General features: G+C 74.4%; 17 protein-coding genes and 1 pseudogene. 10 read left to right on the forward strand and 8 right to left on the reverse strand.

Annotation, left to right across the window (positions count from 1 at the left end; genetic code table 11):
- Positions 1-18: 18 nt before the first annotated feature.
- Both ABZ135_RS00750 and abc-f read left to right on the forward strand, forming a co-directional pair.
- On the forward strand, positions 19-795 hold the full coding sequence (locus ABZ135_RS00750) for an SGNH/GDSL hydrolase family protein (protein WP_356690334.1): 777 nt from the start codon (positions 19-21) through the stop codon (positions 793-795).
- 265 nt (positions 796-1,060) lie between these two features.
- The gene (gene abc-f / locus ABZ135_RS00755) at positions 1,061-2,701 is read left to right on the forward strand and encodes a ribosomal protection-like ABC-F family protein (protein WP_356690336.1); all 1,641 of its coding nucleotides are present in this window, start codon (positions 1,061-1,063) and stop codon (positions 2,699-2,701) included.
- Here abc-f and ABZ135_RS00760 read toward each other — a convergent pair.
- From ABZ135_RS00760 to ABZ135_RS00780, 5 genes are all read right to left on the reverse strand, one after another.
- Entirely contained in the window at positions 2,689-3,438 is a 750-nt protein-coding gene (locus ABZ135_RS00760; RefSeq protein ID WP_356690338.1) for a hypothetical protein, read from the reverse strand. The two genes, abc-f and ABZ135_RS00760, sit on opposite strands and share 13 nt — an antisense overlap.
- A gap of 11 nt (positions 3,439-3,449) precedes the next feature.
- A complete protein-coding gene (locus tag ABZ135_RS00765) occupies positions 3,450-8,222 on the reverse strand; it encodes a putative T7SS-secreted protein (protein WP_356690340.1) in 4,773 nt (1,590 codons plus the stop codon).
- A 2-nt stretch (positions 8,223-8,224) separates the two neighbouring features.
- A complete protein-coding gene (locus ABZ135_RS00770) occupies positions 8,225-8,881 on the reverse strand; it encodes a hypothetical protein (protein WP_356690342.1) in 657 nt (218 codons plus the stop codon).
- Positions 8,878-9,291, reverse strand: coding sequence for an SseB family protein (locus tag ABZ135_RS00775; RefSeq protein WP_356690344.1), 414 nt, complete (start codon positions 9,289-9,291; stop codon positions 8,878-8,880). The genes ABZ135_RS00770 and ABZ135_RS00775 overlap by 4 nt, the downstream gene beginning before the upstream one ends.
- A gap of 189 nt (positions 9,292-9,480) precedes the next feature.
- On the reverse strand, positions 9,481-11,115 hold the full coding sequence (locus ABZ135_RS00780; RefSeq protein WP_356690346.1) for an amidohydrolase: 1,635 nt from the start codon (positions 11,113-11,115) through the stop codon (positions 9,481-9,483).
- Between the two features lie 122 nt (positions 11,116-11,237).
- On the opposite strand from ABZ135_RS00780, the gene ABZ135_RS00785 reads away from it, so the two are divergent.
- Positions 11,238-11,951, forward strand: coding sequence for a TetR/AcrR family transcriptional regulator (locus tag ABZ135_RS00785; RefSeq protein WP_356690348.1), 714 nt, complete (start codon positions 11,238-11,240; stop codon positions 11,949-11,951).
- Positions 11,952-12,125: 174 nt separating this feature from the next.
- On the forward strand, positions 12,126-13,403 hold the full coding sequence (locus ABZ135_RS00790; RefSeq protein ID WP_356690350.1) for a sialidase family protein: 1,278 nt from the start codon (positions 12,126-12,128) through the stop codon (positions 13,401-13,403).
- On the opposite strand, the pseudogene ABZ135_RS00795 reads toward ABZ135_RS00790, so the two are convergent.
- From ABZ135_RS00795 to ABZ135_RS00805, 3 genes and pseudogenes are all read right to left on the reverse strand, one after another.
- Positions 13,358-13,495, reverse strand: a pseudogene (locus tag ABZ135_RS00795) (cold shock domain-containing protein); the annotation flags it as partial. The gene ABZ135_RS00790 and the pseudogene ABZ135_RS00795 overlap by 46 nt on opposite strands.
- A 111-nt stretch (positions 13,496-13,606) precedes the next feature.
- Positions 13,607-14,944: a glycoside hydrolase family 6 protein gene (locus tag ABZ135_RS00800; RefSeq protein WP_356690352.1), complete on the reverse strand. Its 1,338-nt coding sequence runs from the start codon at positions 14,942-14,944 to the stop codon at positions 13,607-13,609.
- A 175-nt stretch (positions 14,945-15,119) separates the two neighbouring features.
- Positions 15,120-16,007, reverse strand: a complete 888-nt coding sequence (locus tag ABZ135_RS00805) for a glycosyltransferase (RefSeq protein WP_356690354.1) — start codon at positions 16,005-16,007, stop codon at positions 15,120-15,122.
- Between the two features lie 351 nt (positions 16,008-16,358).
- On the opposite strand from ABZ135_RS00805, the gene ABZ135_RS00810 reads away from it, so the two are divergent.
- The 6 genes from ABZ135_RS00810 (at position 16,359) to ABZ135_RS00835 (ending at position 26,377) form a co-directional block, all read left to right on the forward strand.
- Positions 16,359-17,831, forward strand: coding sequence for a sugar transferase (locus tag ABZ135_RS00810; protein ID WP_356690356.1), 1,473 nt, complete (start codon positions 16,359-16,361; stop codon positions 17,829-17,831).
- 40 nt (positions 17,832-17,871) lie between these two features.
- Complete coding sequence (locus tag ABZ135_RS00815) at positions 17,872-19,008, forward strand: Gfo/Idh/MocA family oxidoreductase (RefSeq protein WP_356690358.1); 1,137 nt, start codon at positions 17,872-17,874, stop codon at positions 19,006-19,008.
- Entirely contained in the window at positions 19,005-21,224 is a 2,220-nt protein-coding gene (locus ABZ135_RS00820; protein ID WP_356690360.1) for an aminotransferase class I/II-fold pyridoxal phosphate-dependent enzyme, read from the forward strand. The genes ABZ135_RS00815 and ABZ135_RS00820 overlap by 4 nt, the downstream gene beginning before the upstream one ends.
- Complete coding sequence (locus ABZ135_RS00825) at positions 21,221-21,925, forward strand: NeuD/PglB/VioB family sugar acetyltransferase (protein WP_356690362.1); 705 nt, start codon at positions 21,221-21,223, stop codon at positions 21,923-21,925. The genes ABZ135_RS00820 and ABZ135_RS00825 overlap by 4 nt, the downstream gene beginning before the upstream one ends.
- Positions 21,925-23,058 (forward strand): DegT/DnrJ/EryC1/StrS aminotransferase family protein, encoded by a 1,134-nt coding sequence (locus ABZ135_RS00830; RefSeq protein WP_356690364.1) that lies wholly within the window; start codon positions 21,925-21,927, stop codon positions 23,056-23,058. The genes ABZ135_RS00825 and ABZ135_RS00830 overlap by 1 nt, the downstream gene beginning before the upstream one ends.
- Before the next feature lie 61 nt (positions 23,059-23,119).
- Complete coding sequence (locus ABZ135_RS00835; protein ID WP_356690366.1) at positions 23,120-26,377, forward strand: DUF4082 domain-containing protein; 3,258 nt, start codon at positions 23,120-23,122, stop codon at positions 26,375-26,377.
- Positions 26,378-26,395: the final 18 nt, after the last annotated feature.

Genomic DNA, 26,395 nt, shown 5'->3' on the forward strand with positions numbered 1-26,395 from the left:
GCACCTGAGGGCGGGCGCGTGTATCTGCGGTACGTCGCTCTCGGCGACAGCCAGACGGAGGGCGTCGGGGACGGCGACGACACCGAGGGGCTGCGCGGCTGGGCCGACCGGCTCGCCGAGCTCACCGCCCGGACGAGCCCGGACCTTCACTACGCCAATCTGGCCGTACGGGGCCGGCTGGCCGGACAGGTGCGGGCGGAGCAGCTCGGGCCCGCGCTGGCCCTGGAGCCCGACCTCGCCACGGTCGTCGCCGGGGTCAACGACCTGCTGCGTCCCCGCTTCGACGCCGACGAGGTCGCCGGTCACCTGGAGGCGATGTTCGTGGCCCTCACCGCCCGGGGCGCCCGCGTGGCCACGCTGACCTTTCCCGACCTCAGCCGCACGATTCCCGCGGCGCGACCGGTCGCGCCGCGGATCACCGCGCTCAACCGGCGCATACGGGAGGCCGCCCGGGCGCACGGCGTCGTCCTCGTCGAGACCGGTCACCACCCGGTCGTCACGGACCCCCGGCTGTGGAGCCGCGACCGTCTCCACGCCGCTCCGCTCGGCCACGCCCGTATCGCCGCCGCCTTCGCCGACGCGCTCGGCCTGCCGGGCAGTGACGCCTCCTGGGCCCATCCCCTCCCCGAGCCCGCCGTCCGGCCGCCCGGCCTCCTGCGCGCGGCCGGGACCGAACTGGCCTGGGCGGCGGGTTTCCTCGGCCCCTGGCTGGCCCGCCGCCTGCGCGGCCGCTCGTCCGGCGACGGCCGCACGGCCAAGCGACCGCATCTCCTCCCGGTGACCCCCACCGCCTGAGCGGCCGTTGCCGGGCAGCTCCCTGAGGCCCGGGCCCGCGCCCCGCCCGGCCTCTCCCCGCCCGGCCCGAAAACGCGGGCGCGAACGGCCCGGCCCTTGTTACAGTCGGGCGTATGGGTTCGTACTACTTCTTTCTCTGATTCCGGCCCCGGACACGGCCTGAGCCGCTGACGCGCGACCGCGCGGCGGCAGGCCGGCGCCGCCCGTGCCGCGCCCGTGTGGCGCACCGACCGGATCAGTCGAACCCACCCTCAGGGACCCCACCATGCGCGACCGCGCCCAGCTCACGCTGCACCACGTCTCCAAGTCCTACGGCGACCGTCAGGTCCTCGACCGGGTCTCCTTCACCGTCCGGCCCGGCGAACGGGCCGCCGTCGTCGGGGAGAACGGCTCCGGCAAGTCCACGCTCCTGCGGCTGATCGCGGGCGCGGAGGCGCCGGACGCCGGTGAGCTCACCGTCCGTTTCCCCGGCTCCGTGGCCCGGCTCGCCCAGACGCTCGGCGAGACCTTCGCCGTCGGGCCGGAGCACACCGTCCAGGACACCGTCGACGCCGCACTGGCCGAACTCCGCGCGATGGAGGCGGAGTTGCGGGCCGCCGAGGAGCGGCTCGGCGAGGCCGGGCCGGAGGAGCTCGCCGCCTACGGGGCGCTGCTCGAACGCTTCGAGGAGCGCGGTGGTTACCGGGCCGACGCCGAGGTGGCCGCCGCTCTCCACGGGCTCGGCCTCGCCCACGTCCCGTACGGGCGGCGGGTCGGCACCCTGTCGGGCGGCGAGCAGTCGCGGCTGGCGCTGGCCTGCGTCCTCGCCTCCGGCGCCGAGCTGCTGCTGCTCGACGAGCCGACCAACCACCTCGACCGCGAGGCCGTCCGCTGGCTGCGGGAGCGGCTGCGCGCCCATCGCGGCACCGTCGTCGCGGTCACCCACGACCGGGCGTTCCTGGAGGCGACGGCCACCACGATCCTGGAGGTCGACCGAGACACCCGTACCGTCGCGCGCTATGGCGACGGCTGGGCCGGATACCGGGCGGCGAAGGCGGCGGCGCGCCGCCGGCAGGCGCAGGAGCACCAGGAGTGGCGGGACGAACTGGCCCGCACCGAGGAGCTGGTGGCCGGGGCGGGGCAGCGGCTCGCCGCCACGGGCCGGGATCCCCGCCAGGGCTTCGGCAAGCACCGGCGCTCCAGCGAGAACAAGCTCTCCGGCCAGGTCAGGGCGGCCCGGACCCGACTGGAGGAGCTGCGGGCCCATCCCGTACCGCCGCCGCCGGAACCCCTGCGCTTCCAGGCCCGGTTCGCCGGGGACGCCGAGCCGGACCCGGCCCTCGCGGCGGCCGAGCTCAGCCGGGTCACGGTCGGCGACCGGCTGGCCGTGGACGGGCTGCGCCTCGGCCCCGGCGACCGGCTCCTCGTCTCCGGGCCCAACGGCGCCGGGAAGACCACCCTGCTCCGGGTGCTCGCCGGTGAAATCGTCCCGGACACCGGGGAGGTACGGCTGCCGGCCCGGGTCGGGCACCTCGCCCAGGAGCTGCCCGCCGTGGCCGCCCCCGAGCCGCTGCTCACCGCCTACGCCCAGGGCCGACCCGGCCCGCCCGACGAGCACGCGGAGGAGCTGCTCGCCCTCGGCCTGTTCCGCGAGGAGGATCTGGCCGTCCCGGTGCGGGCCCTGTCGGTGGGGCAGCGTCGGCGCCTGGAGCTCGCCCGCCTGGTGACCCGCCCGGTCGACCTGCTGGTCCTCGACGAGCCGACCAACCACCTGGCCCTGTCCCTGGTGGAGGAGCTGGAGGCGGCGCTGGCCGGTTTCGCGGGCGCGGTGGTCGCCGTGTCCCACGACGAGCGCTTCCGGGAGTCCTTCGGGGGCGCCCGCCTGGAGCTCAGGGCGGGTCGTCAGGTCGTGCCTCAGGCGCCGTAGTCCTCCATCAGGTTCGCGAGGAGCGCCAGCAGCGCGTCGGCCCGCCGGCGGTCCTCGGTCTGGGTGCGCAGGGCCTGGTCGGTGGCGTGGAGCCGGGCCAGGGCGGCCGGTTCGCGGTCCTCGACGTCCTCGATCAAGGGCTCGGTGATCAGGTCGAGACAGGCGCTGAGCAGCCGGCGGGTGGCGGGGGACGGAGGGGCCGGGTCGGGCGCGGTGAACGGCGTCGTCAGGTGGCGCGCCGGGTCCGTGAGGCTCCAGCCGACCACCTCGCCGTGCTGGACGAGGAGCGCCACGTCGGGGGCGATGCCGATGCGGGCGTCCAGCGGCTCGTCGAGGACGTCGAGGTCGCGCAGGGCGGTGAGCACGCCGTCGCCGGGGGTTCGGCACAGCACACCGCACTGTTCGAGCCGGAAGTCCCGGGCCTCGTCCGCGCGCAGCCCGCCCGGCCGGACGGCGGGTGCGGCGGGGACGCGCGCCGAATCCGCCGGGCCGGCGGACTCGGCCGGAAGCTGGAACTCGACGCCCGCGAGGGACCGGGTGGCCGGGTCGAACCGGACCTCGTCCGGGGTGTCCCACAGATGGGCCCCGCTGCCGAACGTGTCCAGGAGGAACCGCTCGCGTTCCGCCTTGTCCAGGGCCGGGGTGACCCGCAGGCGGGTGCCTTCGAAGCGGGGGGCGACGGTCAGCGGCGCGTCCGTCACGGTCGCCGTCCAGCCGTCGGCCAGGGTCACTGTCATGTCGAGCCGCCTCATTTGATCTGCACCGCCGGGGGCATGAATCCGTTCTTGCCCGGAATTCTGCCCTCCACGATGTCCTCGTGGGTGATCGGCCGGCCCGCGTCGGTGGCCTTGGCCCCGTTGCCGACGGCCGTCGCCCCGGATTCGCCGAGGACGCCGGACGGGCCGTACGCCGTGATGGCCTGGCCGGCCTCCGAGCCGACGCCCTTGGTCACGACGACGTCCTCGCCCTGCCGGAAGATGAGGTTCCCGGCGCCGCCGGTCGACTGGTACACCGCGTCCGGCTTCTTGAGGATCTCCAGGACCCGTTCGTCGGTGAAGCCGTGCATGGAGTCGCCGTGGTAGTCCGGGTGCTTGCGGAAGCGGCCGTCGTCGGCCCGGTCGATGACGCCGTCGGCGGCCTTGACCGCGCGCTGCCTGGCCTTCTCCTCCTTGGTGCACTTGGGGGCCAGGCCCAGCGGGTCGCATCCCGCGTAGGGGTTGTCGACGTAGCCGAGCGGGTTCGGCGCGGGGCCGAGGCCGAGGGGGTCGGGCGAGACGTAGCGGCCGGTCTCGGGGTCGTAGTGGCGGAAGTGGTTGTAGTGGAGTCCGGTCTCGGGGTCGTAGTACTGGCCGGGGAAGCGCAGCGGGGTGTAGGCGCTGCAGTCCCGGGACCAGGCGGTGGTGCCCCACAGGGTGCTCCGGGTGCGCCAGACGATCTCGCCGGTCTCGTCGACGAGTTCGGTCGGGGTGCCGACGAGGTCGGTGGCGATGGCGAAGAAGCGCCGGTCGATCTCCTCCTGCCGGCTGTCCGCGGTCAGGATGCGCTCGGTCTGGGCCAGCGGGGCGATGTCCCGGTGGTCCCAGGTGAGGGCGACGGTGTGCGGGAGGTCGGGCCGGTGGCTGGTCTGCTCGCAGAGGGTGAGGCCGTCCCAGGTGAAACGGATCTCCTCGACGACGGTCGCGCCGTCGGCGGCCAGCCGCTGTTTGGCGGTGCGGCGGCCCAGGGGGTCGTAACGGTAGGTCCAGCGGGTGCCGTCGGGGGTGGTGACGGAGGTGAGGCGGTTCTCGGTGTCCCAGGTGTAGCGCCAGGTGTCGGGCTTGCGGGACAGCCGGGTCTTCTGCCGGAGCACGATCCGGCCGAGCGCGTCGTGCTCGAAGCGGACGCCGCCGGCCCGGTGGAGGGTGGTTCCCGTGTACGAGCGGGGGCCGGCGGCCTCGCTGCCCGGGTGGCCGGCGGGCCAGGACGCCGAGGTCTGGTTGCCGGCGTCGTCGTACGCGTACCGCTCGGTCCAGCCCTGGCCGCGGACGGCGGTGATCCGGCCGAGCGGGTCGAGGTCGAAGGCGCGGTGGCCGGACAGGCCGTCGGTGACGGAGACCAGGTGGCCGTCGGCCCGGTAGGCGTAGGCGCGGCTGTTGACGGTGCGCGTGCCCGCGGCGATGTGCTGCGCGGCGAGGCGTCCGGAGGCGTCCCAGGCCGAGGAGACGGTCAGCGCCTCCCCGTAGACGCGGGCCAGTTCGCGGCCGGCCGCGTCGTGGGTGAAGTCGACGTGCCGGCCGCCCGTGGTCAGTCGCACCGGCAGGCCGTCGTCGCCGTAGGAGTAGGAGGTGACGTGTCCGGTGGGGGTGGTGCGGCGGATGCGGCGGCCGAGGTCGTCGTAGGCGTAGACGACGGGGTTGCCGTCCACCATCTCGGCCTTGACGCGTCCGCCGCGGTCGTACTGGTAGCGGAGTTCGCCGTCGGGTCCGGCCGCTTCCAGGAGGCGGCCCGCCCGGTCGTAGGCATAGGTCGTCACCCGGCCGTCGACGGTCTTGCGGATCACCTGGCCGAGCCCGTCCCGCTCGAAGGAGACGGTTCCGCCGAGCGCGTCGGTCCGTTCGGCGAGGCGGCCCGCCGCGTCCACGCGATAGGTGAGGGTGCGCCCGTCGAAGTCGGTCTCGGCGACGATGTTGCCGACCGCGTCGTAGGTGTAACTCCAGGTCAGGCCCTGGGGGTTGACGACCCGGGTGAGGCGGAGGTCGTCGTCGTGCTCGAAGGTGTGGACGGTGCCGTCCGGGCGGGTGGTGGCGAGCGGGAGGTCGAAGTGGGTGTACGCGTAGCGGGTGACCCCGCCCGCGGCGTCGGTGTGGCTGAGGCAGTTGCCCTCGCCGTCGTACGTCCAGGACTCCGTGGCGCCGTCGGGCTCGGTCCGCCGGGCGAGATGCCCGTCGGCGTTCCACTCGAGCACGGTGACGGCGCCGACCGGGTCGGTGACCCGGACCGGACGGCCGAGTCCGTCGCGCTCGGTCCGGGTGGTCGCGCCGGTCGGGTCGGTGACCGCCACGGTCATCCCGGCCGCGTCGCAGACCACACGGGTCGTGTCGCCCAGGGCGTCGGTGACGGCGGTGAGCCGGCCCGCGCCGTCGTACGCGGAGGTGGTGGTGTTGCCGGTGGGGTCGGTGACGGACGTGCGGTTGCCGCGCTCGTCGTACGTGTACGTGGTGCGGGCGCCGTCCGGGCCCACGACCTCGACGGGGAGGCCGAACGGGCCGCGCACGACGCGCAGTTCGGAGCCATCCGGGCGCACGGCGGACAGCAGCCGGCCGTCCTCGTCGTAGGTGAAGGTGGTGGTGGCGCCCAGCGGGTCGGTGCGGGACAGCAGGTTGCCGTCCGCGTCGTACCGGAACCGGACGGTGTGGCCGAGGGCGTCCGTGGTGGCCAGGACCCGGCTCCCCGGGCCGATCAGGTGCCGGGTGGTGCGGCCGTCGGCGGTGGTGAGGACCGTGGTCCGGTGGCCGGTGGCGGCGTCCGGTTCGGTGTACCGGAGGGTGATCTGGACGTGGCCGGCCTCACCGCCCTCGGCGACGACGCGGTCCCGCTCGTCGTAGACGTAGTCGTAGCGGCTGCCGCCCGAGTCGACCCAGGCGATGACCCGGTCGCGCTCGTCGTAGTGGAAGGTGGTCGTGGCTCCCGACGGGCGGGTGACCGTGGTCAGCCGGCCGTCCTCGTAGCCGTACATCATCAGGGGGAGGTCCGTGCCGTCCTCGGCCCCGGCGGCGAGGGAGAGGGCGGTGACCCTGCCGTCGGCGGTGGTGAGCCGCACCCGGTGGCCCGCCGAGTGGACGAGGGCGAGCGGCAGTCCGTCCTCGGCGCGGTCGACGGTGACGGTGTGGGCGTTGCGCTCGGAGACGGCGGACAGCCAGGCGGTGCCGTCACCGCCGGATTCGGCCCCGGCCGGGGCGGCGAAGCGGCGCACGACGCCGGTGTCGGGATCGGTGAGGGTGTAGTCCCCGTCGGTCTCCCGGGCGAGGAGCGAGCGGATCCGGCCCGGTCCCGGGCGGGTCGGCGCCCCGGGGGCCGGGTGCGGGTACGGGACGAGCAGTCCGTCCGCGGTGACGTGAAGGATCCCCAGGGCGTCGACCTCGAGGCGTTCGTCGACGGTGGAGGACCAGGCGGGTCCCAGGAAGCGGCCGGTGGCGGCGCCGGACTCGGTGCGGCGGGTGAACACCAGCGGCAGGATGCCCGGGATCTCCAGGTCGGTCTGGGACAGGAACATCCGTCCGGTGGCCAGGTCCACGGGGTCGGTGCCGTCGGTGCACCGCTCGCAGTCCGGGCGGTTGTGCGTGCCGTCCGGGCTGTCGTCGACCAGCTTGCGCAACCGCGCCGCGTCGGCGGCCTGTTCCGCGACGCGCACGCCCTTGACGGCGGCTCCGCCGCCTCCGGTGGCGGCGGCCAGGGCCAGGTCGGGGATCAGGCGGCCGAATCCCTCGGCCGGGTCCTTCATGAAGTCCTTGACCATCTGGCTGCCGGTGCCGACGGGATCGTTGACGGCGACGACCAGGCCGGCGGCCAGGCTGTTGAGGTACGTGGCGTACTCGGCCGGGTGCGTGATGTTGTACGGGTCGAGGGGGTTGACCGAGCGCACGAAGTTGACGATGCCGGCGGCGCCCTTGATGATGCCGCCGCCGACGTGGTCGCCGATGATCTGCATCTCCTCGTAGCCGTCGCGCACCTGCTCGGCGTACGAGGGCTTCTCCGGCGCCATGTCGCGGGCGGCGCGAATGGCCGAACGGGCGGTCTCGGCGGCCGAGTTCCGCTGCCGGCGCGCCTCGGCGAGGATGTCCTGCGCCTCCTTCATGAGCTTCTTGCCGGGGTCCTCGAAGGAGTCGCCGGGGCGCGGGGGCAGCGTGGACGGGTCGCGCTTGTCGGCGGGCTGGGCGTTGTAGCGCTCGACGGCCTTGTTGTAGTCGTCGACCTTCTTCTTGTGGGCGTCGGCGGCGTCCTGGGACGCCTTGACGCCCTCCTTCCACTTGTCGATCGCGGTCTGCGCCTCCCCTTGCGCCCAGGTGACGGTGTCGGCGAACCGCTGGAGCGCGCCGATCGCCTTGGAGCAGGCGTCGGCGGCGGCGTACCACTTGGGCGGCTGGGTGCTCACGGCCTTGCGCAGCGCCTCGGCGGTCGCGCCCTGGAGCTGCGCGGAGTCGAGGCCCTTGATGCCGTCGCCGGTGTCGTCGAAGGCGATGTGGAAGGCGCTGAGTTTCTCGGCGGTGGCGTTGATCTTCTCGGCGCTGCCGTAGATCAGCTTGGTCTTGTCCTCGGTCTGGCCGAGGTCCATCTCGTCGACCTCGGCACCGAGCCGGTTGGCGACGGAGCGGGACTGCTCGCGCACCCAGTCGGCGCCGGACTCCCAGCCGACGTCGTCCAGCCGGTCGGCGGTCCAGTTGCCCGCGTCCTCGACGCGGTTGCCGACCCACTCGACACCGTCCTCGACGACGTCCTCGACGGCGTCCGGCGTGATGTCGCTGATGAAGTCACCGATGCCCACGGTCACTCACCCCCCGGCCCCTGGTGCGGGTCCTGCTGCTTGGCGCGTTCCTCCGGCGACGGGCCGAAGGTGTCGTCGAGCGCCTGGTTCCACTGGTCGTCGGACACGCCGAGGAGCTCGTTGAGGATGCGCGAGCGCTCGCCGCCCTGTCCCTCCGTGAGGACGGTGCGTCCGGTGTCCTTCCAGGTCTGCGCCATGTCCTGGCCGGCCTTCTCGAACGACTCCGCGCTCCAGTCCGGGTCGAGGTAGTCGGGCGTGAAGATCTCGCCCCAGTTCTGCTTGGCGATGTCCTCCTCGCTCGCGTGCGGGTTCCCGCCCATGATCGAGTTCGCGCCGACCTTGAGCGTGCCGGCGATGTACTGGTCGTGCTCCCACTGGGTGCCCGCCGCGAGGCCCAGCCGGTTGGCGAGCTGGCTCGCGTCCCGGACCAGGGCGCGCACGCCCCATTCCCAGCGCTCGCAGAAGTCCTCGAAGTCGACCGACAGACCGTGGTGTCCGGCCTCCATCCCGGTCATGGCCAGCTCCGAGAAGCCCTTGCCCATCACCGAGCCGGTGGCGCCGCCGAGGTCGCCGAGCGCGTCGATGGTCGCGCCGACGCCCTGGGTGAACTTCGCGACGGACGCCTTGTCGAGGTGGAGGTCCGCTCCGTCACCGCTCATGCCCGCTCCCCCGTCCGCTCGGTGGTGTCCACGGCCACGGCGTCCGGGACGATGCCGGTGACCGGCGGGAAGAACATCGACCCGTCCTCGGTGGCGATGTCCACCGCGAGCCCGGCGGGCTCGCCGAGGGCGGGCACGATCTCGTCGACGATCCGCGCGCCCAGCAGCGCCGCGTAGTCCATCGGCTCGTCCCCGCGGCCGTGGTGCAGGGCGAACCGCGCGAGCGCGGCCTCGTCGGTGAAGCCGCAGATCCACCGCACGCCGCCCGAGCGCACCGACCAGAGGCCCCCGTCGGCGACCGGCACCAGAAGCACCGAACGCCGCATCTCCCCCACCAGCGCGCGCGGGTCGTCGCCTCCCCTGCGCCGCTCCGCGATGCGCTCGGCGAGCGCCGCCCTCGACTGTGCCACGGCCCCTCCCTGCTCCTCGTTGGCTGAAATCGACCGTAGAGGAAAACGCAGCCTGCGGGCGCGCGGTTCTGGTGAAGGTTTCCCGAATGACGTTTCCGCAGGTGAGATGGGTCACGCGGCCGGCGCCGACGGGCGTACGGGGCGGGATGCGTACGGAGCGGGGCGGGGGCGGGGACGGACGGGGAGCGGTCAGGCCCCGTACACGCGGGCGCCGCCCACGAAGGTCTGCTCCACGCGGGCCTCGGCGATCTCGTCGGGCGGCGCCGTGAGGATGTCGCGGTCGAGGACCACGAGATCCGCGAGGTGGCCGGCGCGCAGACTGCCCGCGTCGTCGTGGCCGCCCGCGTGGGCCGAGCCGGCCGTGTAGGCGGCGAGGGCGGTGGTGAGGTCCAGGCGCTGTTCGGGCAGGAAGATCCGGCCGTCGGTGGCGCCGGGCTCGGCGCGGTTGACGGCGACGTGCAGGCCGGCGAGCGGGTCGGGGCTGCTGACCGGCCAGTCGCTGCCCGCGACCAGGGTGGCCCCGGCCCGTACCAGGTCGCCGAACGGGTACTGCCAGGCGGCGCGCTCGGGGCCGAGGAAGGGAATGGTCAGCTCGTCCATCTGGGGTTCGTGCGCGGCCCACAGCGGCTGGATGTTGGCGAGCGCGCCGAGCCGGGCGAAGCGGGGGATGTCGTCGGGGTGCACGACCTGGAGGTGGGCCAGGTGGTGGCGGTTGCCGCGGCGGCCGTTGGCGGCGAGGGCGGCCTCGACGGCGTCCAGGGCCTCCCGCACCGCCCGGTCCCCGAGCGCGTGGAAGTGCACCTGGAAGTCCAGGGCGTCGAGCGCGGTGACGTGGCCGCGCAGGGCCTCGGGGTCGACGAAGCTCAGGCCCGTGTTGGCGGTGGCGCAGCCGCAGCCGTCGAGGTAGGGGCTGGTCATGGCGGCGGTGAAGTTCTCGGCGATGCCGTCCTGCATGATCTTCACCGAGCCGGCGCGGAACCGGCCGTGGGTCAAGGACTCCCTCTTGGCGACGAGTTCGGGAATCTGCTCGGCGCCGCGGGCCCGGTCCCACCACAGCGCGCCGGTGACCCGGGCGGTGAGGCTGCCGTCCCGGGCGGCGGTGAGATAGGCGTCGGACGGGTCGGGCCTGCCGCTGAACGCGCCGAGCAGGGCGTCCTGCCAGCCGGTCACGCCCAGCGAGTGCAGCAGCGCCTGGGCGCGCAGCAGGCCGGCGACCCGGTCGGCGGCGGTGCTCGGCGGGACGAGCCGGGAGACGAGATCGGACGCCCCCTCCTGGAGGACGCCGGTGGGCACGCCGTCCGCATCGCGCTCGATCCGCCCGTCGGCCGGGTCGGGGGTGTAGGCGGTGACGCCGGCGAGCTCCAGGGCGAGGGAGTTGGCCCAGGAGCCGTGGTGGTCGCGGTTGACCAGGAGGACCGGCCGGTCGGCGACGACCGAGTCCAGCGCCTGCCGGGTGGGCAGGCCGCCCTCGAAGCTCTCCATGGACCAGCCGCCCCCGGTGATCCAGGGCAGCTCGGGGTGGGCGGCGGCGTACTCCCCGACGCGCCGGAGGCACTCGTCGGCTCCGGTGGTGCCGCTCAGGTCGCACTCGGCGAGCTCCATCCCGCCGAACACGGCGTGGATGTGGGCGTCCTGGAAGCCGGGGACGAGCAACTTCCCGGCCAGGTCGACGACTTCGGTGCGTGGGCCGATCAGCTCGTGGACCTCGTCGTGGCCGACCGCGGTGATCCGCTCGCCGACGACGGCGAGGGAGGTCGCCCGGGTGCGGGCGGCGTCACCGGTGAAGACGGGGCCACCGGTGAAGACCAGGTCGGCCGTGCTCATGTCCGTACTCCTGGAGGGTGAGGGGCCGGCTCACGGCCGGATGCGAGTGCGTCATGCAACCGGGCCGGTCGACGACACGTCAAGGGTGTTGTCGTAAGGGTGCTCCGGATAGGGTCCCGGCCATGGCCGAACGAGTGGTTCCGGAGGACCGGCGACGGCGCCGTCGCCCCACCAAGCAGGGTGTCGTGCTCTCCGAGCGGATGATCGTCGAGACCGCGCTGCGCCTGGTCGCCCGGCACGGGGCGGAGGCGCTGTCGGTGCGGCGGCTGGGGGCCGCGCTCGGTGCCGATCCGAGCGCGCTCTACCGCTACTTCCGCAACACCGACGACCTGCTGCTCGCCCTCGCCGACGAGATGGTCGGCCGGGCCCGGGCGGGCTGGCGGGCCACCGGGGACTGGCGGGCCGACCTGCGGGAGATCGCGCGCCGCATCCACGCCGCCTATCTGGCGCATCCGCGGGTGGCGGCACTCGCGGCGCACCGCACGACGGGCCGCGCGCACGAGACCCGGGCGGTCGAGGCCATCCTCGGGGTGCTGCGCGGCGCCGGGTTCCCGGACCGGGAGGCGGTCCGCGTCTACCACGCGCTGGCGGACCAGGCACTGGCCTTCGCCGCCCTGGACGCCGCCGCGCTGGCCCTTCCGGAGCCCGCCCGGGAGGCGGACGAGCGGGTCTGGCACGCGGTGTACGGGAAGCTCTCGGCGGACACCCATCCGCATGTGGCGGCGACGTTCCCGCTGCTCGCCGAGGACATGCGGGACAGCGGCCATCCGTTCGCGCTCGAGCTGCTGCTCGACGCGGTGGAGGCGCGGCTGACGGCGCACGGGCGGGGCCGGTAGGCAGCCCGGCGGGCGGCGGACGGGCGGCCGGTTCGTCCCTCCTTCACCCGTCGACCTCCCCTCGTCCACGGCCCGTTGGGGTCCGGGCCACCGGTCCGGTGTGCGGTGGGCGGCATGCGACGGGGGCGAGGGACAGCGCGGACACGACGGACCCGGCGGTGGTACGCGGCGGCGGTGGCCGGTCTGGTCCTCGCGGCCGTGGCGGCGGACGGGCCACGGGGCCACGGCGGCTGCGGTTCGTCCGTGCCGTACGTCTCCGGGACCGGCGGCTACGCGGCCTATCGCATCCCCGCCGTGATCCGCACCCCGGCCGGCACCCTGCTGGCCTTCGCCGAGGGACGGGTGCACGGCACCGGGGACGCGGGGGCCGTGGACATCGTGCTGCGGAGATCGTCCGACGGCGGCTGCACGTGGGGGCCGACCCGGGTCGTCGCGGCGGGCCACGGGGACACCCGGGGCAATCCGGCGCCCGTGGTCGACCCGCGCAGCGGCGACGTGGTCCTGGTGAGCACGGGCAACGACGGGGCCGTGACCGAGGGCATGGTGCTCCGGGGCCGGGCGCCGGCCGGCGGCGGCCGACGGGTCTTCGTGCAGCGCGGCACGGACGACGGGCGGAGCTTCTCCGCGCCCCGGGACATCACGTCCTCGGTGACCCGGGCCGGCTGGCGCTGGTACGCGACGGGGCCGGGGCACGCCCTCGCGCTGGCCCACGGCCGGTACGCCGGCCGGCTCGTCGTCCCCGCCAACCACTCGGCCGCTCCCCCGCCCGGCTCCCCCGACACGGGCCGCGAGCCGCGCTACTACGGGGCGCACGCCCTGCTGAGCGACGACGGCGGTCGCACCTGGCGGATCGGCTACGCGGACGAGGCGTACGAGGGCACGGTCAACGCCAACGAGTCGACGGCCGCCGAACTCCCCGACGGCACGCTCCACATCAGCGCCCGCGACCAGCACGGCACCGGCCCCGGCCACCGCGTCGCGAGCCGGTCCCGCGACGGCGGCGCCACCCTGGACCGGCCCTTCGCACCGCAGCCCGGCCTGGCCGGGGTGCCGGTCGTCCAGGGCAGTCTGCTGTACCTGCCGGGGCCGCCCGGCCTGCTGGTCCTCTCCGCCCCCTCGGTCCCGACGGCCCGCGCCGTCCCGGCCCTGTGGACCAGCACCGACGGCGGCCGCACGACCGTCCGCGCGCTCACCCTCTCGTACCGCCCGGCCGCCTACTCGGACCTGGTCCGGGTGGACGGGCGGACGCTCGGCGTGCTCCACGAGACCGGGGTGCGCGGCCCGTACGAGACCATCACCTTCCGCCGCGTACCGCTCGCCGCGCTCACGCCTCCGGCTCAGGGGCGCAGGTCCTTCGCCTCGAACCGGCCCTCGCCGAGGACCAGGACGAAGGAGACCTGCTGGCCCTCGGAGAGGGCGTGGCCGTCCTCGACGTCGTCGGCGCGGAAGTAGACCGGCTCCTCGGAGTTGAGGGGGAGGACGAAGCCGTAGCCGGCGGTGCGGTCGAAGGACGTGACGAAGCCGACGCTCCTGCCCGTGTCCATGGGGGGCTCCCTTCCGTCGCGAGGGGGTGTCTGAGGTCGATACCCGCTGCGGCGTCCGGGATCCCACCGGTCCGGCCCGGGGATCACCCGCGGGGCCGAACCGCGTCCGGCTCAGGGCCGCAGGGCGGGCTGGGCGTTGCGGGCCAGGGTGTGGGCGAACTCCGGCCACCAGGCGCCGGCGGGCGGGTCCACGATCCCGTACACGGGGTCGACCGTGCCGCCGGTGCCGCGGGTGCAGGAGCCGTCGGACTCGCCGATCGTCTTCACGTACAGGTACGCGTCGACGAGCGGGACGCCGGTGTCGGCGGTCGGGCGCTCGCCCATGCCGCGGCCGGGCGGGTTGCACCAGGTCTCGGCGTCCTTGTACGTGCCGGGGGCGGGGTTCCAGGGGCCGAGGCCGTTGCGGCTGGTGTCGACGACGAAGTGGAGCAGGTCCGCGGCGGCGGGGCTGCCGACGTTCCGGTCGTACCAGTCGTCGGTCCAGTGCCAGGTGCTCGGGTCCTCGGCGGACACCGCGTTGCCGGGCTTGCCGTCGTTGGGGGCGGCCGACGAGTAGTACTGGTTCGCGCACCAGTCGGTGTGGCCGCGGGCCCAGGCGGGTCCCTCGGTGGCGAACCAGACGCACTTGGCCACCCAGGCGCCGTACTGGCTGGTCTGGTCGGTGGGCTGGAAGTTGGAGACGTTCAGGGCGAAGCCGTCGGCGCGCTCCGCACCGGCGTCGATCAGCCGCTGGGCGATGTCGCCGACGGCGCGCCACCGGCTGTTCCCGGCGTCGAGGTAGACGGCGGTGCCGGGCCGGGTCTTGAGCGTGGTGACGGCGAAGTCGAGGTCGGCGAGGCGCCGGGCGGTGAGGGTGCCGTCGGGGTCGACCGAGCCGGCGCAGTCCTTGGGCAGGGCGGCGAGGCCGTCGGGCTCGAGGATCACCACGGCGGGGGCGTCGCCGATCCCCTCGGCGACGGCGGTGATCCACGCGCGGTACGCGGCGGAGGACGCGGCGCCGCCGCTGGAGTACAGGCCGCAGTCGCGGCCGGGCACGTTGTAGGCGACGGCGACGGGGACCTGTCCGGAGGTCCGGGCGGCGGCGACCAGTTCGGCCGCCTCCGCGCGCACCTCGTCGGGTGTGCCGCCGGTGAACCAGGCGGCCTGCGGCAGGCCGGCGAGGGCCCGCATGTTCGCCGCGTTCTCGGTGTCGCCGGCGGCGGCGTCGACGGCGGCCTGGCGGGCGGCGCCGTTGTCCGGGTCCACGTAGAACCGGGTGGCGGCCTGGCGGGCGGCGCCGTTGTCCGGGTCCACGTAGAACCGGGTGGCGGCCGTGAGCGGCCCCGCCCCCGGCTCCCCGGCGGCCGGCTCCTCGGCCCCGGCCGTCGGTGTGACGGCGAGCCAGGTGGCGCAGACGGCGGCCGCCGCGGCCAGGGCGGCGGTGCGCCGCCCTCTCATCCGGTACGTCATGACAGGACCTTCCTTGGCGTGATCATGTGCTGCAGCGTAGGCGGCGGTGATCATCCTCCGGGCGGGAACGCGGCAATCGCCCGGCGCGCGCTCCGGCGCAGGGCGCGGAACGGCGCGGAGGGCACGCGCGGGCGCGGGTCGGGGCGCGCGGGGCGAGGCGGGGCGCGCGGGGCGGTCAGTCCCGGCGGCTGCTCTCGTCCCGGAGCCAGGTCGCGAAGTCGCCCTTCCGGACGGCCCGGCGTGCGCCCCGGCGCGCGACGACCGCCGCCGTGAGGAAGACGAGAAGGGCGGGCAGGAGGCTCGGCTCGGCGCGCAGGAGGGCGCCCAGGTCGCCGAGGCCGGTGCGGGCCGAGGGGGGCGCGGCCTGCCCGGCGGGGGCGGACCGCTCCTGGTGGGCCTCCAACTGGGCCGTGGAGGTGGCCGCGCGGACCCGGCGGCGGATCAGGTCCGCCCAGGTACGGGGCGGGCGGACGACGACCCGGGCGGCGGGGACGACGGCGCGTTCGGCCGGGGCGAAGGCGAGGGAGGCGGCCAGGTCGTCGGCCATCAGGGGCGGCAGGGCGGCGAGCCGGGCGTGGCCCACCGCGGAGACGGCGATCACCCCGCGCCCGAACAGGCCCTCGCGGACGGCCGGCAGCCGCTGCCAGACCCGGTAGTAGGCGCGGACCGGCCAGGAGCAGCCGGCCGTCGGGAGCTCGCGGGCGGGCGTGGCGGCGAGGACGGCGCCGGGGCCGGAGAGCGCCTCGGCCAGGGCGCGCGCGTCGGCGGCGCCCAGCTCGACGTCGGCGTCCACGTAGATCCGCGGGAAGCCCCGGGCGTGCGTGTCGCCGAGGCGCAGGGCCTCGTGCTTGGAGGGGACGGGGGTCTCGACGACGCGGACGCGCGGGCCGTACGCGGCGGCGACGCGCGCGGTGTCGTCCGTACAGCCGTTGCACACCACCACGAGGTCGAACGCCGCGTCGGGCGGGTCGTCCGGGAGGTCCGCGAGGAGTCCGTCCAAGAGCCGGCCGAGGGTGCGTTCCTCGTTGTGCGCGGGGATCACGATGCTGGGACCGTCGGGCATGCGGCCAGTATGACCATCCCGTCCCACTCTCACAGTTCCTTCAACTATCGGTAGGAGTTTCACACAACTCCTGGCTGGCCTGCCCCAGTTGCTCTAGATTGAGCGCTGCCGGATCCGCTCGGTCACGAACACACTCGTCCCGGGCGGATTCTGCGTCCTGTGCGGACCCGGCCGTGGCTGGGGAGACTTGCGACTCGGTCCGCACCGTTCAGTCAGGCGGAAGAGCCGCGTACCCTCGTCGACCGTCGCCGCCCTTCCCCTGCCCGTGAGCCGTCGTGCTCGCGGGCGAACCGGGGGAGGGACCGCGAGGGCTCGGGCAGGGTGCGCGCGAAGCGCCCTTGGGGGGAATGGATGACCGTCCTGCCGGTCACGCATGAGCGGCATCGTGTCGAATCCACACATGTCGACGCCCATGGCCTGTGGTGGCGAAGGAGACACCAGATCGTCCTGATAGCGGCGGACACCGCCGCGGCGGCCGTCGCCGCGCTGCTCGTGCTGCGGGCGGGCGGCCACTGGCCGGTCGTCCTCGGTCTGCCACCGGCCTGGGTGGCCGTGCTGGCCGCGCACCATGCCCACGCCCGCGGCCCCCTCGGTTCCGGGAGCGAGGTCTACCGGCGGGTGCTGCGCGCCGCGCTGGTCCTGCCCGCCCTGGCGGCGGTGCTCGGCTGGGGCGTCGCGGGCGACCTCGCCCTCACGCACGGGATGATGCTCGCGGCCTCGCCGGCCGCCGCGCTGTCGCTGGCCGCCCGGTTCGCTCTCCGGCGCCGGCTGCGCCGCGACTGGGCGCGCGGCCGGAACCGTACGACCGCCGTCCTGGTCGGCCCCTCCGCAGGGGTCGCCGACCTCCTCGCCGCCCTGCTGCGCGACGGGCGGCCCGGTGCCCCGGCGGGCTCGGTGCTCCAGGGGATGGACATCGCCGGGGTGTGCCTGACCGATCCGCTGAACGCGCAGGCGGTCGACGCGTGCGGGGTGCCGGTGCTCGGCGGGGTGGACGAAGTGCCGGGCGCGATCAGGGCGTTCGGCGGCGGGACCGCCGTGGTGGTGCTGCCGGCGCCGGAGATCGACGCGGCCCTGCTGCGCCGGCTGTCCTGGAGCACGGCCGCCGCCGGGGGCGACTTCCTGCTCGCGCCCGCGCTCGGCGACGTGGCGGCCGCCCGCATCGAGATCCGTCCGGTCGGCGGCGTCCCGCTGCTCCACGTCCGGGCGCCCCGGCTCTCCCGGCTGGCCCGGCTCCCGAAGGAGATCGCCGAGCGGCTGCTCGCGGCCGTGCTGCTCCTGCTGCTGTCCCCGCTGATGTGCGCGGTCGCGCTGACCGTACGGCTCGGCAGCCGGGGTCCCGCGCTCTTCCGGCAGGTGCGCGTGGGCCTGCACGGCAGGCAGTTCACCATGCTGAAGTTCCGTACGATGCGGCCCGACGCGGAGGCCCGCAGGGCCGAGCTCGCGCACGCCAACCACAACAGCGACGGGCTGCTGTTCAAGGTCCGCGACGATCCCCGGGTGACCCGGGTCGGCGCCACGCTCCGCCGCTACTCGCTGGACGAACTGCCCCAACTGATCAACGTGCTGGGCGGGCACATGTCGCTGATCGGGCCGCGCCCGCCGCTGCCCGAGGAGGTCGCCGGCTACAGCCACGAGGTCCGGCGCCGGCTCCTCGTGAAGCCGGGACTGACCGGCCTGTGGCAGGTCAGCGGCCGTTCCGACCTGCCGTGGGACGAGGCCGTCCGGCTCGACCTGGCCTATGTGGACAACTGGTCGCTCGGCCTGGACGCGGTGATCCTGCTGCGCACCGGCCCCGCGGTCCTGCGCGGCACGGGCGCGTACTGAGATGCGCGCCACCATCACGACGACCTTGGGGGAAGACACGGTGAACGACGCCGACCGAGCGGACGAGCGGCAAGAACAGGACCCGGCGGGGCGACCCCTGGGGGTCGCCGTGATCGGCGCCGGCTACTGGGGCCCGAATCTGGTGCGCAACTTCCAGGGCAGCGACCGGTTCCGGCTGCGCTGGCTGTGCGACCTCGACGTGACGCGCGCCCGGCGGGTCCTCGGCGGCTACTCCACGGTGCAGGCGACCGCCGACTACGCGGCCGTGCTCGCCGACCCGGCCGTGGACGCGGTCGCCGTCGCCACCCCGGCCGGCACCCATCTGGACGTGGCCCTCGCCGCCCTGCGCGCGGGCAAGCACGTCCTGGTCGAGAAGCCGCTCGCCACCACCTACGCCGACGGGGCGCGCCTGGTCGCCGAGGCCGAGGAGCGCGGCCTGACCCTGATGTGCGACCACACCTACTGCTACACCCCGGCCGTGGCGAAGATCCGCGAGCTGGTGCACGAGGGCGCCCTCGGCGACATCCACTACGTGGACTCGGTGCGGATCAACCTCGGTCTGGTGCAGAAGGACATCGACGTGCTGTGGGACCTGGCCCCGCACGACCTGTCCATCCTCGACTTCATCCTGCCCGAGCACGTCCAGCCGGTCGCGGTCGCCGCGCACGGGGCGGATCCGATCGGCGCGGGGCGGGACTGCATCACGTACCTCACGCTCCAGCTCAACACGGGTGCCATCGCCCATGTGCACGTCAACTGGCTGTCGCCGACCAAGGTCCGCACCACCATGGTCGGCGGCGCCAAGCGCACCCTGATCTGGGACGACCTCAATCCGGCGCAGCGCGTCGCGGTGTTCGACCGCGGGGTGGACCTCGCGACGCCCCAGGACCTGGGGGCGGACGAGCGCCGGCAGGCCCTGATCTCGTACCGGACCGGCGACATGATCGCGCCGGCCATCGGGGAGAAGGAGGCGCTGCGCACGATGGTCGACGAGTTCGCCGCGGCGATCACGGAGCGGCGGGCGCCGCTGACCGACGGGCAGGCGGGCCTGAGGGTCCTGGACATTCTGGAGGCGGCCTCGCGGAGCCTGGAGTTCCGTGGTGCGGTCGTCGGCCTGCGGACCGGGGCCGACCGGTCCCTGAAGCACGCGAACGAAGCGGCGGGAGAACGGCGTTGAGCGACATTCGGGGCAAGCGGATCCTGGTCACCGGCGGTGCCGGCACGATCGGTTCCCATGTGACGGACCTCCTGGTCGAGGGGGGTGCGCGCGAGGTCGTCGTGCTCGACAACCTGGTGCGCGGCCGGCGGGCCAATCTCGCCCGGGCGACGGGCAGCGGGGTCGTCGAGCTGGTGGAGGGCGACATCCGCGACGCGGCGACGGTGCGGAGGGTGACCGCGGGCGCGGACCTGGTCTTCCACCTGGCGGCCATCCGCATCACCCAGTGCGCGGAGGAGCCCCGGCTCGCCAACGAGGTGATGGTCGACGGCACGTTCAACGTCCTGGAGGCCGCCGCGGCCGCGGGCGTCGAGAAGGTGATCGCCTCGTCCTCGGCCTCCGTCTACGGGCTCGCCGAGTCGTTCCCGACCGGCGAGCGCCACCACCCGTACAACAACGACACCTTCTACGGTGCGGCCAAGGCATTCAACGAGGGGATGCTGCGCAGCTTCCACGCCATGTACGGCCTGGACTACGTGGCGCTGCGCTACTTCAACGTGTACGGGCCGCGGATGGACATCCACGGCCTGTACACCGAGGTGCTGATCCGCTGGATGGAGCGGATCGAGGCGGGCGAGCCGCCGCTGATCCTCGGCGACGGGACGCAGACGATGGACTTCGTCGACGTCCGGGACATCGCCCGCGCCAACATCCTGGCCGCCCGCGCGGACGTCACCGACGAGGTGTTCAACGTGGCCAGCGCCACCGAGACGTCCCTGCGCGAGCTCGCCGACGCGCTGCTCGACGTGATGGGCTCCGGCCTGGAGCCGGTGCACGGCCCGGCGCGCGCGGTCAACGGGGTCACCCGGCGGCTCGCCGACACCCGGCTCGCCGAGGAGCGGCTCGGTTTCAAGGCGGAGATCGACCTGCGGACCGGCCTGAAGGACCTGGTGGACTGGTGGCGGGCGGAGAAGGGCGCGACGGCGACGGACGCCGAGAAGGCCGACGCCGAGGCCGCCGAGGAGCCGGTGCGGATTCCGGTCATGGTGCCGTGGCTGGGCGAGGAGGAGGCGAAGGCGGCCTCCGACGCCGTGCTGTCCGGCTGGGTCGCCCAGGGCCCGCGGGTCGCCGCCTTCGAGCGGGCCTTCGCGGAGCGCGTCGGCGCCCGGCACGGCGTGGCCGTCAGTTCCTGCACGACGGCGCTGCACCTCGCGCTGCTCGCGCTCGGGCTCGGCCCGGGCGACGAGGTCGTGGTCCCGTCGCTGTCCTTCATCGCCACGGCCAACGCCGTACGGTACGTGGGCGCCGTGCCGGTCTTCGCGGACGTCGAGCTCGCGACCGGCAACCTGACCGCGGCCACCGTGGACGCCGTGCGCACCGAGCGGACCCGGGCGGTGCTCCTCGTCCACCAGGGCGGGGTGCCCGCGGACGTGTCCGCGCTGCGGGCGGCCTGCGAGGGCTGGGGCCTGCCGCTGGTGGAGGACGCGGCCTGCGCGATCGGCTCCACCGTCGACGGCGCGTCCGTCGGCAGGGGCGCGCTGCTCGCCGCCTGGTCGTTCCACCCGCGCAAGCTGCTCACCACCGGCGAGGGCGGCATGATCACCACCGACGACGACGCGTGGGCGGCGCGGCTGCGGCGGCTGCGCGAGCACGGGATGAACGTGTCGGCGGCCGAGCGGCACGCGAGCGGCACACCGGTCCTGGAGAGCTATCTGGAGACCGGGTTCAACTACCGGATGACCGACATCCAGGCCGCGGTGGGCCTGGCCCAGTTGGAGAAGCTGGACGCCATGGTGGCGCGGCGCCGTGAACTGGCGGCACGGTACGGGGAGTTGCTGGCCGAGGTGCCCGGTGTCGACCCGGTCCGGGATCCGGCGCACGGTGAGGGCAACTTCCAGTCGTACTGGGTGCTGCTCGCCGAGGACTTCCCGGTGGGCCGCGACGCGCTGCTCGGGGTCCTCGCCGAGGCCGGGGTGTCGGCGCGCCGGGGCATCATGGCGAGCCATCTGGAACCGGCGTACGCCGGGCATCCGGCGGCGCCGCTGCCGGTGACCGAGCGGATCAGCCGCGACTCCCTGATCCTGCCGCTGTTCCACACGATGACCGAGGAGCAGCAGGACCGGGTGGTCGCGGTGCTCCGGGAAGCGGCGGCGCGGGACACGGCCGGACGCGCCCCGGCCGGGCGGGACACGGCCGGGCGGGAAGCCGCCCGGCGGGACGCGGCGGCGCGGCCGTGACCGGGCCGCTCGTGATCATCGGCGCCGGTGGCTTCGCGCGGGAGACCGCGCAGGCCGCCCTCGCCGCCGGCCTGCCGCTCGCGGGCCATCTGGACGACGACCCGGCGCTGCACGGCGTCGCGCTCGACGGGGTGCCCGTGCTCGGCGGCACCGAGCGGGTGGCCGAACTCGAGGACGCGTCCTTCGTGGTCTGCGTGGGCAACCCGCGCGACTACGCCGCCCGCGCCCGGCTCGTGCGGCGGCTCGGCCTGCCCGAGCACCGCTACACCACCGTGGTGCACCCCACCGCCGTGGTGTCGGCGAGCTCGACGGTCGGCCGGGGCACGGTGCTGCTCGCCCACACGGTCCTGACGGCGTCCGTGCGGGTGGGCCGCCATGTCGCCGTCATGCCGCAGACCGTCCTCACCCATGACGACGAGATCGGGGACCTCGCCACCCTCGCCTCGGGCGTACGGCTCGGCGGCGGCGCCCGGATCGGCCGGGGCGCCTACGTCGGGGCGGGCGCGCTGGTCCGCGAGGGCGTGGCGGTCGGGGCCTGGTCCCTGGTCGGCATGGGCGCGCTGGTCCTCGCCGACGTGCCGCCGGGCGAGGTGTGGGCCGGGACCCCGGCCCGCCGGCTGCGCGCGGCGGCTGCCCCCGCGCTCGAACAGCTCACGGCGGACGACGCCACCAGGATCCCGGCACGAGGAGTGAACGGCTGATGGACCAGACGGACCGGACGGACCCCATACCCCTGGTGGACCTGCGGGCGGCCCACGCGGAGGTCGAGGAGGAGATACGCGCCGGCTTCGACCGGGTCCTCGCGGACACCGCGTTCATCGGCGGCGAGGAGGTCCGGGAGTTCGAGCGGGAGTACGCGGAGTTCGGCGGGGTCCGCCACTGCGTGGGCGTCGCCAACGGCACGGACGCCCTGGAGCTGGCCCTGCGGGCGAGCGGGGTCGGGGCGGGCGACGAGGTCGTGCTGCCCGCGAACACCTTCATCGCCACGGCGGGCGCGGTCGCCCGGGCCGGGGCCCGGCCGGTCCTGGTCGACTGCGAGCCCGACACCCTGCTGATCGATCCCCGGGCCGCCCTGGCCGCGGTCGGCGCGGCCACCCGTGCCGTGGTGCCGGTCCATCTGTACGGGCAGTGCGCCGACGTGGCCGCGCTCGCCGAGGGCCTGCCCGGGCACGTGCGGATCGTGGAGGACGCGGCGCAGAGCCAGGGCGCGAGCCGGCAGGGCCGTACGCCGGGCCGCGGCGGGATCGCCGCCACCAGCTTCTACCCCGGCAAGAACCTCGGCGCCTACGGTGACGCCGGCGCGGTCCTCACCGACGACGCGGAGGCCGCCGCCCTGGTGCGGGCGGTCGCCAACCACGGCGGGGTCCACAAGTACCGGCACGACGTGCCCGGTTTCAACAGCCGGCTCGACGGCCTCCAGGCCGTCGTGCTGCGGGCCAAGCTGCGCCGGCTCGCCGCCGGCAACGAGGCCCGGCGAAGGGCGGCGGCGCGCTACGACGAGCTGCTCGCCCCGCTCGCGGAGGCCGGCCGGGTGGTCCGCCCCGTCACGGCCGACGGCACCGTCCACGTATGGCACCTGTACGTGGTGCGGGTGCCCGGCGCGGACCGCGACGCGGTGGTCGGCAAACTGAACGCGAGCGGCATCGGGGCGGGTGTCCACTACCCGACCCCGGTCCACCTGACGCCCGCCTACCGCCATCTCGGCCACGCACGCGGGGACTTCCCGCACGCGGAGCGGGCGGCCGGCGAGATCCTGTCGCTGCCGCTCTTCCCGCAGATCACCCACGACCGGCAGCGCCGGGTCGTGGACGCGCTGGCGCACGCCCTCGGCTGAGGGCCCGCTCCCCCACTCCGGCCGCAGGCCGGGTCCCGTCCTGCCCGTGAAAGGTCCCGCGATGCACAACCCCTACCGTCGCCGGGTCAGAGGCGCCGTGTTCGCCCTGGCCGCGGCGCTGGCCGCGTTCTTCCTGCCGCCCGCCGGGAACGCGACCGCGCTCGCCGATCCCTGCGGCACGGGCGGCAACCCGATCGTCTGCGAGAACTCCAAGCCGGGCACGCCCATGCCGGACTGGTTCGCCGGCAGCTCCTGGGGCGACATCGCGGGATTCCCCACCAAGATGAGCCTCCAGGCCGGGGAGACCCTGTCGTTCAAGGTGCAGTCACCGGCCCCGTACCACGTGAAGATCTACCGGCTCGGCTGGTACGGCGGTGACGGCGCCCGGCTGATATCGACGCCCGCGCAGGCCGCCCAGACCTATCCGGCCACCTACGGCACGCAGCGGCCGGCCTGTCTCAAGGACCAGCCGACGGGGCTGATGGACTGCGGCAACTGGCCCACCACGGCGAGCTGGACGGTGCCCGCCGACGCGGTCTCGGGGCTGTACCTCGCCAACTTCGACCAGGCCGACGGCAACGGGCTCATGCCGTACCCGTTCGTGGTGCGCAACGACGCCAGCCGCTCCGACATCCTCGTGCAGACCTCCGACCAGACCTGGCAGGCGTACAACGACTGGGGCGGCACCAACCTGTACGACGGCCAGGGTCCGGCGCCCGACGGGCGCGCGTACAAGGTCAGTTACAACCGGCCGATGGACATCGGCGGCGAGAACGGCATCTACGGCTCCGAGTACATGATGATCGCCTGGCTGGAGCGCAACGGCTACGACCTGAGCTACGTCTCCGGTCTGGACACCGCCACCCGGGGCGCCACACTGCTCGCGAACCACAAGATGTTCATGTCGCAGGGGCACGACGAGTACTGGACGCAGGAGCAGTTCACCCACGTCCTCAACGCGCGCAAGGCGGGCCAGCACCAGACGTACTTCGCGGGCAACGAGATCTTCTGGAAGACCCGCCTGGAGCCGAGCATCGACGGCAGCAACACGGCGAACCGGACGCTGGTCTGCTACAAGGAGACCAAGCTCAAGTTCCCGACGCCGAACGGCATACCCGACCCGAGCCCCGTGTGGACGGGCACCTGGATGGACCCGGACAGCACCAAGGAGGGCGAGCCGTACCGTCCGCAGAACATGCTGACCGGCTCGCTGTTCCAGGTGAACGGCCCGCGCAACGACGCCATCACCGTGCCGGCCGCGTTCGCGCGGATGCGGCTGTGGCGCAACACCTCGGTCGCCGCCCTGACCGGCAACCAGGTCGCCACCTTCCCGGCCGGGACGCTCGGCTACGAGTGGAACAGCGACATCGAGAACGCGAGCCGTCCGGCGGGCCAGATCCGGCTGTCGTCGACCACGCTCGACATCACCGACGGCAACTACCTGCTCGACTGGGGCAACAACTACGGCAACGGCACCGCCACCCACAGCCTGGTCGCCTTCCGCGACCAGACGTCGAAGGCGCTGGTCTTCGGCACCGGCACCGTGCAGTGGTCCTGGGGTCTGACGAACGTGCCGACCGCCGACCCGGCCGGCGGGGTCGTCACCGAGGACAAGCGGATGCAGCAGGCCACCGTGAACGTCCTCGCGGACATGGGCATCCAGCCGAAGACCCTGCAGTCCGGGCTCGTCACGGCCACGGCCTCCACCGACACCACCGGCCCGGCCGTCACCGTCACCAGCCCGGCCGCGCACGCCTCCGTACCGGCGCAGCGGCAGATCACCGTCACCGGCACCGCCACCGACACGGGCGGCGGCGTGGTGGCCCGGGTGGAGGTCTCCACCGACGGCGGCACCACCTGGCGGGCCGCCGAGGGCACCGGCTCCTGGAGCCACACCTGGACGCCGATGACCCAGGGCCCCGCGCAGCTCAAGGTCCGCGCGGTCGACGACAGCGTCAACATCGGGGCCGTGACCACGGTGCCGCTGACCGTGGCCGACCAGCAGTGCCCGTGCACGGTGTGGCCCGCCTCGGCCGCGCCGGCCAAGCCCAACGGTGGCGACGGCAGCTCCGTCGAGTTGGGCGTGAAGGTCCGCAGCTCGGTTCCCGGCACCATCACCGGCGTCCGCTTCTACAAGAGCGCCGCCAACACTGGGACGCACAAGGGCAGCCTGTGGTCCGCCTCCGGTCAGCTCCTGGCCACCGGCACCTTCACGAACGAGACCGCGTCCGGCTGGCAGCAGCTCACGTTCGCCGACCCGGTGCCGGTGAAGGCGAACACCACGTACATCGCCTCGTACTTCGCCCCTCACGGCGGATACGCCTTCGACGCCCACTACTTCACCGACAAGGGCGCGGGCCTCGCCCCGCTGACGGCGCTCCCGTCGGGCACCGACGGCGGCAACGGCGTCTACAGGTACGGGGCGAGCAGCGGCTTCCCGTCGCAGTCCTCCCCCGGCAGCAACTACTGGGTGGACGCCGTCCTGGAGACCGGGTCGGCGAGCACCACGCCGCCCGTCGTCACCGGCCGCACCCCGGCCCCGGGCGCGACCGGGGTCGCGATCACCGCGCCGCTGTCCGCGACCTTCGACCGGAGCGTCGACAGCGGCACCCTGGTGTTCACGGTGAAGGGCCCCGGCAACGCCACCGTCCCCGGCCGGGCCACCCTCGACGGCGACGGGAAGACCGCCGCCTTCACCCTCGACAGCCAGCTCGCCCTCGGCACGGTCTACACGGCGTCCGTGCAGGCCGCCGACCTGTGGGGCAACGCCATGGCCGAGCCGGTGACCTGGACCTTCACCACCAGCGCGACCCCGCCGCCGACCGCCTGCCCGTGCACCCTGTGGAGCGCGCAGACGGTGCCCGCCAAGGCGGCCGAGACCGGCGACGCCAACTCCCTGGAGCTGGGCACCCGCTTCCGGTCGGCGCTGGCCGGCAAGGTCACCGGGGTCACCTTCTACAAGGGGGCCACCAACACCGGCATCCACACGGGCAGCCTGTGGACCGACGACGGCACGCTGCTGGCGACCGGCACCTTCACCGACGAGACCGCCACCGGCTGGCAGCGGCTGACCTTCGCCACGCCCGTCCCCATCACGGCGGGGACGAACTACGTGGTGTCGTACCACGCGCCGAACGGCAACTACGCAGCCGACAAGGGCTACTTCACGGGCGCCCGGCTCACCTACCCCCTGTCCGCCCCGGCGGACGCGACGGGCAGCCGCAACGGCCTCTACAAGTACGGTGCGTCGACCGTCTTCCCCACCGGCTCCTACAACGCGACGAACTACTGGGTCGGCCCGGTCTTCACGACCGGCTGACCCCGACCGAAATCGGGG

The organism is Streptomyces sp. NPDC006339 (genome assembly GCF_040612775.1).
Lineage (GTDB): Bacteria > Actinomycetota > Actinomycetes > Streptomycetales > Streptomycetaceae > Streptomyces.

What these genes read in the sequence shown, in the direction of transcription:
- ABZ135_RS00805 (WP_356690354.1), bottom strand. Translation starts at nt 16,007, where the DNA reads ATGCCCGACGGTCCCAGCATCGTGATCCCCGCGCACAACGAGGAACGC.
- abc-f (WP_356690336.1), top strand. Translation starts at nt 1,061, where the DNA reads ATGCGCGACCGCGCCCAGCTCACGCTGCACCACGTCTCCAAGTCCTAC.
- ABZ135_RS00810 (WP_356690356.1), top strand. Translation starts at nt 16,359, where the DNA reads ATGACCGTCCTGCCGGTCACGCATGAGCGGCATCGTGTCGAATCCACA.
- ABZ135_RS00830 (WP_356690364.1), top strand. Translation starts at nt 21,925, where the DNA reads ATGGACCAGACGGACCGGACGGACCCCATACCCCTGGTGGACCTGCGG.
- ABZ135_RS00785 (WP_356690348.1), top strand. Translation starts at nt 11,238, where the DNA reads ATGGCCGAACGAGTGGTTCCGGAGGACCGGCGACGGCGCCGTCGCCCC.
- ABZ135_RS00835 (WP_356690366.1), top strand. Translation starts at nt 23,120, where the DNA reads ATGCACAACCCCTACCGTCGCCGGGTCAGAGGCGCCGTGTTCGCCCTG.
- ABZ135_RS00760 (WP_356690338.1), bottom strand. Translation starts at nt 3,438, where the DNA reads ATGACAGTGACCCTGGCCGACGGCTGGACGGCGACCGTGACGGACGCG.
- ABZ135_RS00770 (WP_356690342.1), bottom strand. Translation starts at nt 8,881, where the DNA reads ATGAGCGGTGACGGAGCGGACCTCCACCTCGACAAGGCGTCCGTCGCG.
- ABZ135_RS00780 (WP_356690346.1), bottom strand. Translation starts at nt 11,115, where the DNA reads ATGAGCACGGCCGACCTGGTCTTCACCGGTGGCCCCGTCTTCACCGGT.
- ABZ135_RS00800 (WP_356690352.1), bottom strand. Translation starts at nt 14,944, where the DNA reads ATGACGTACCGGATGAGAGGGCGGCGCACCGCCGCCCTGGCCGCGGCG.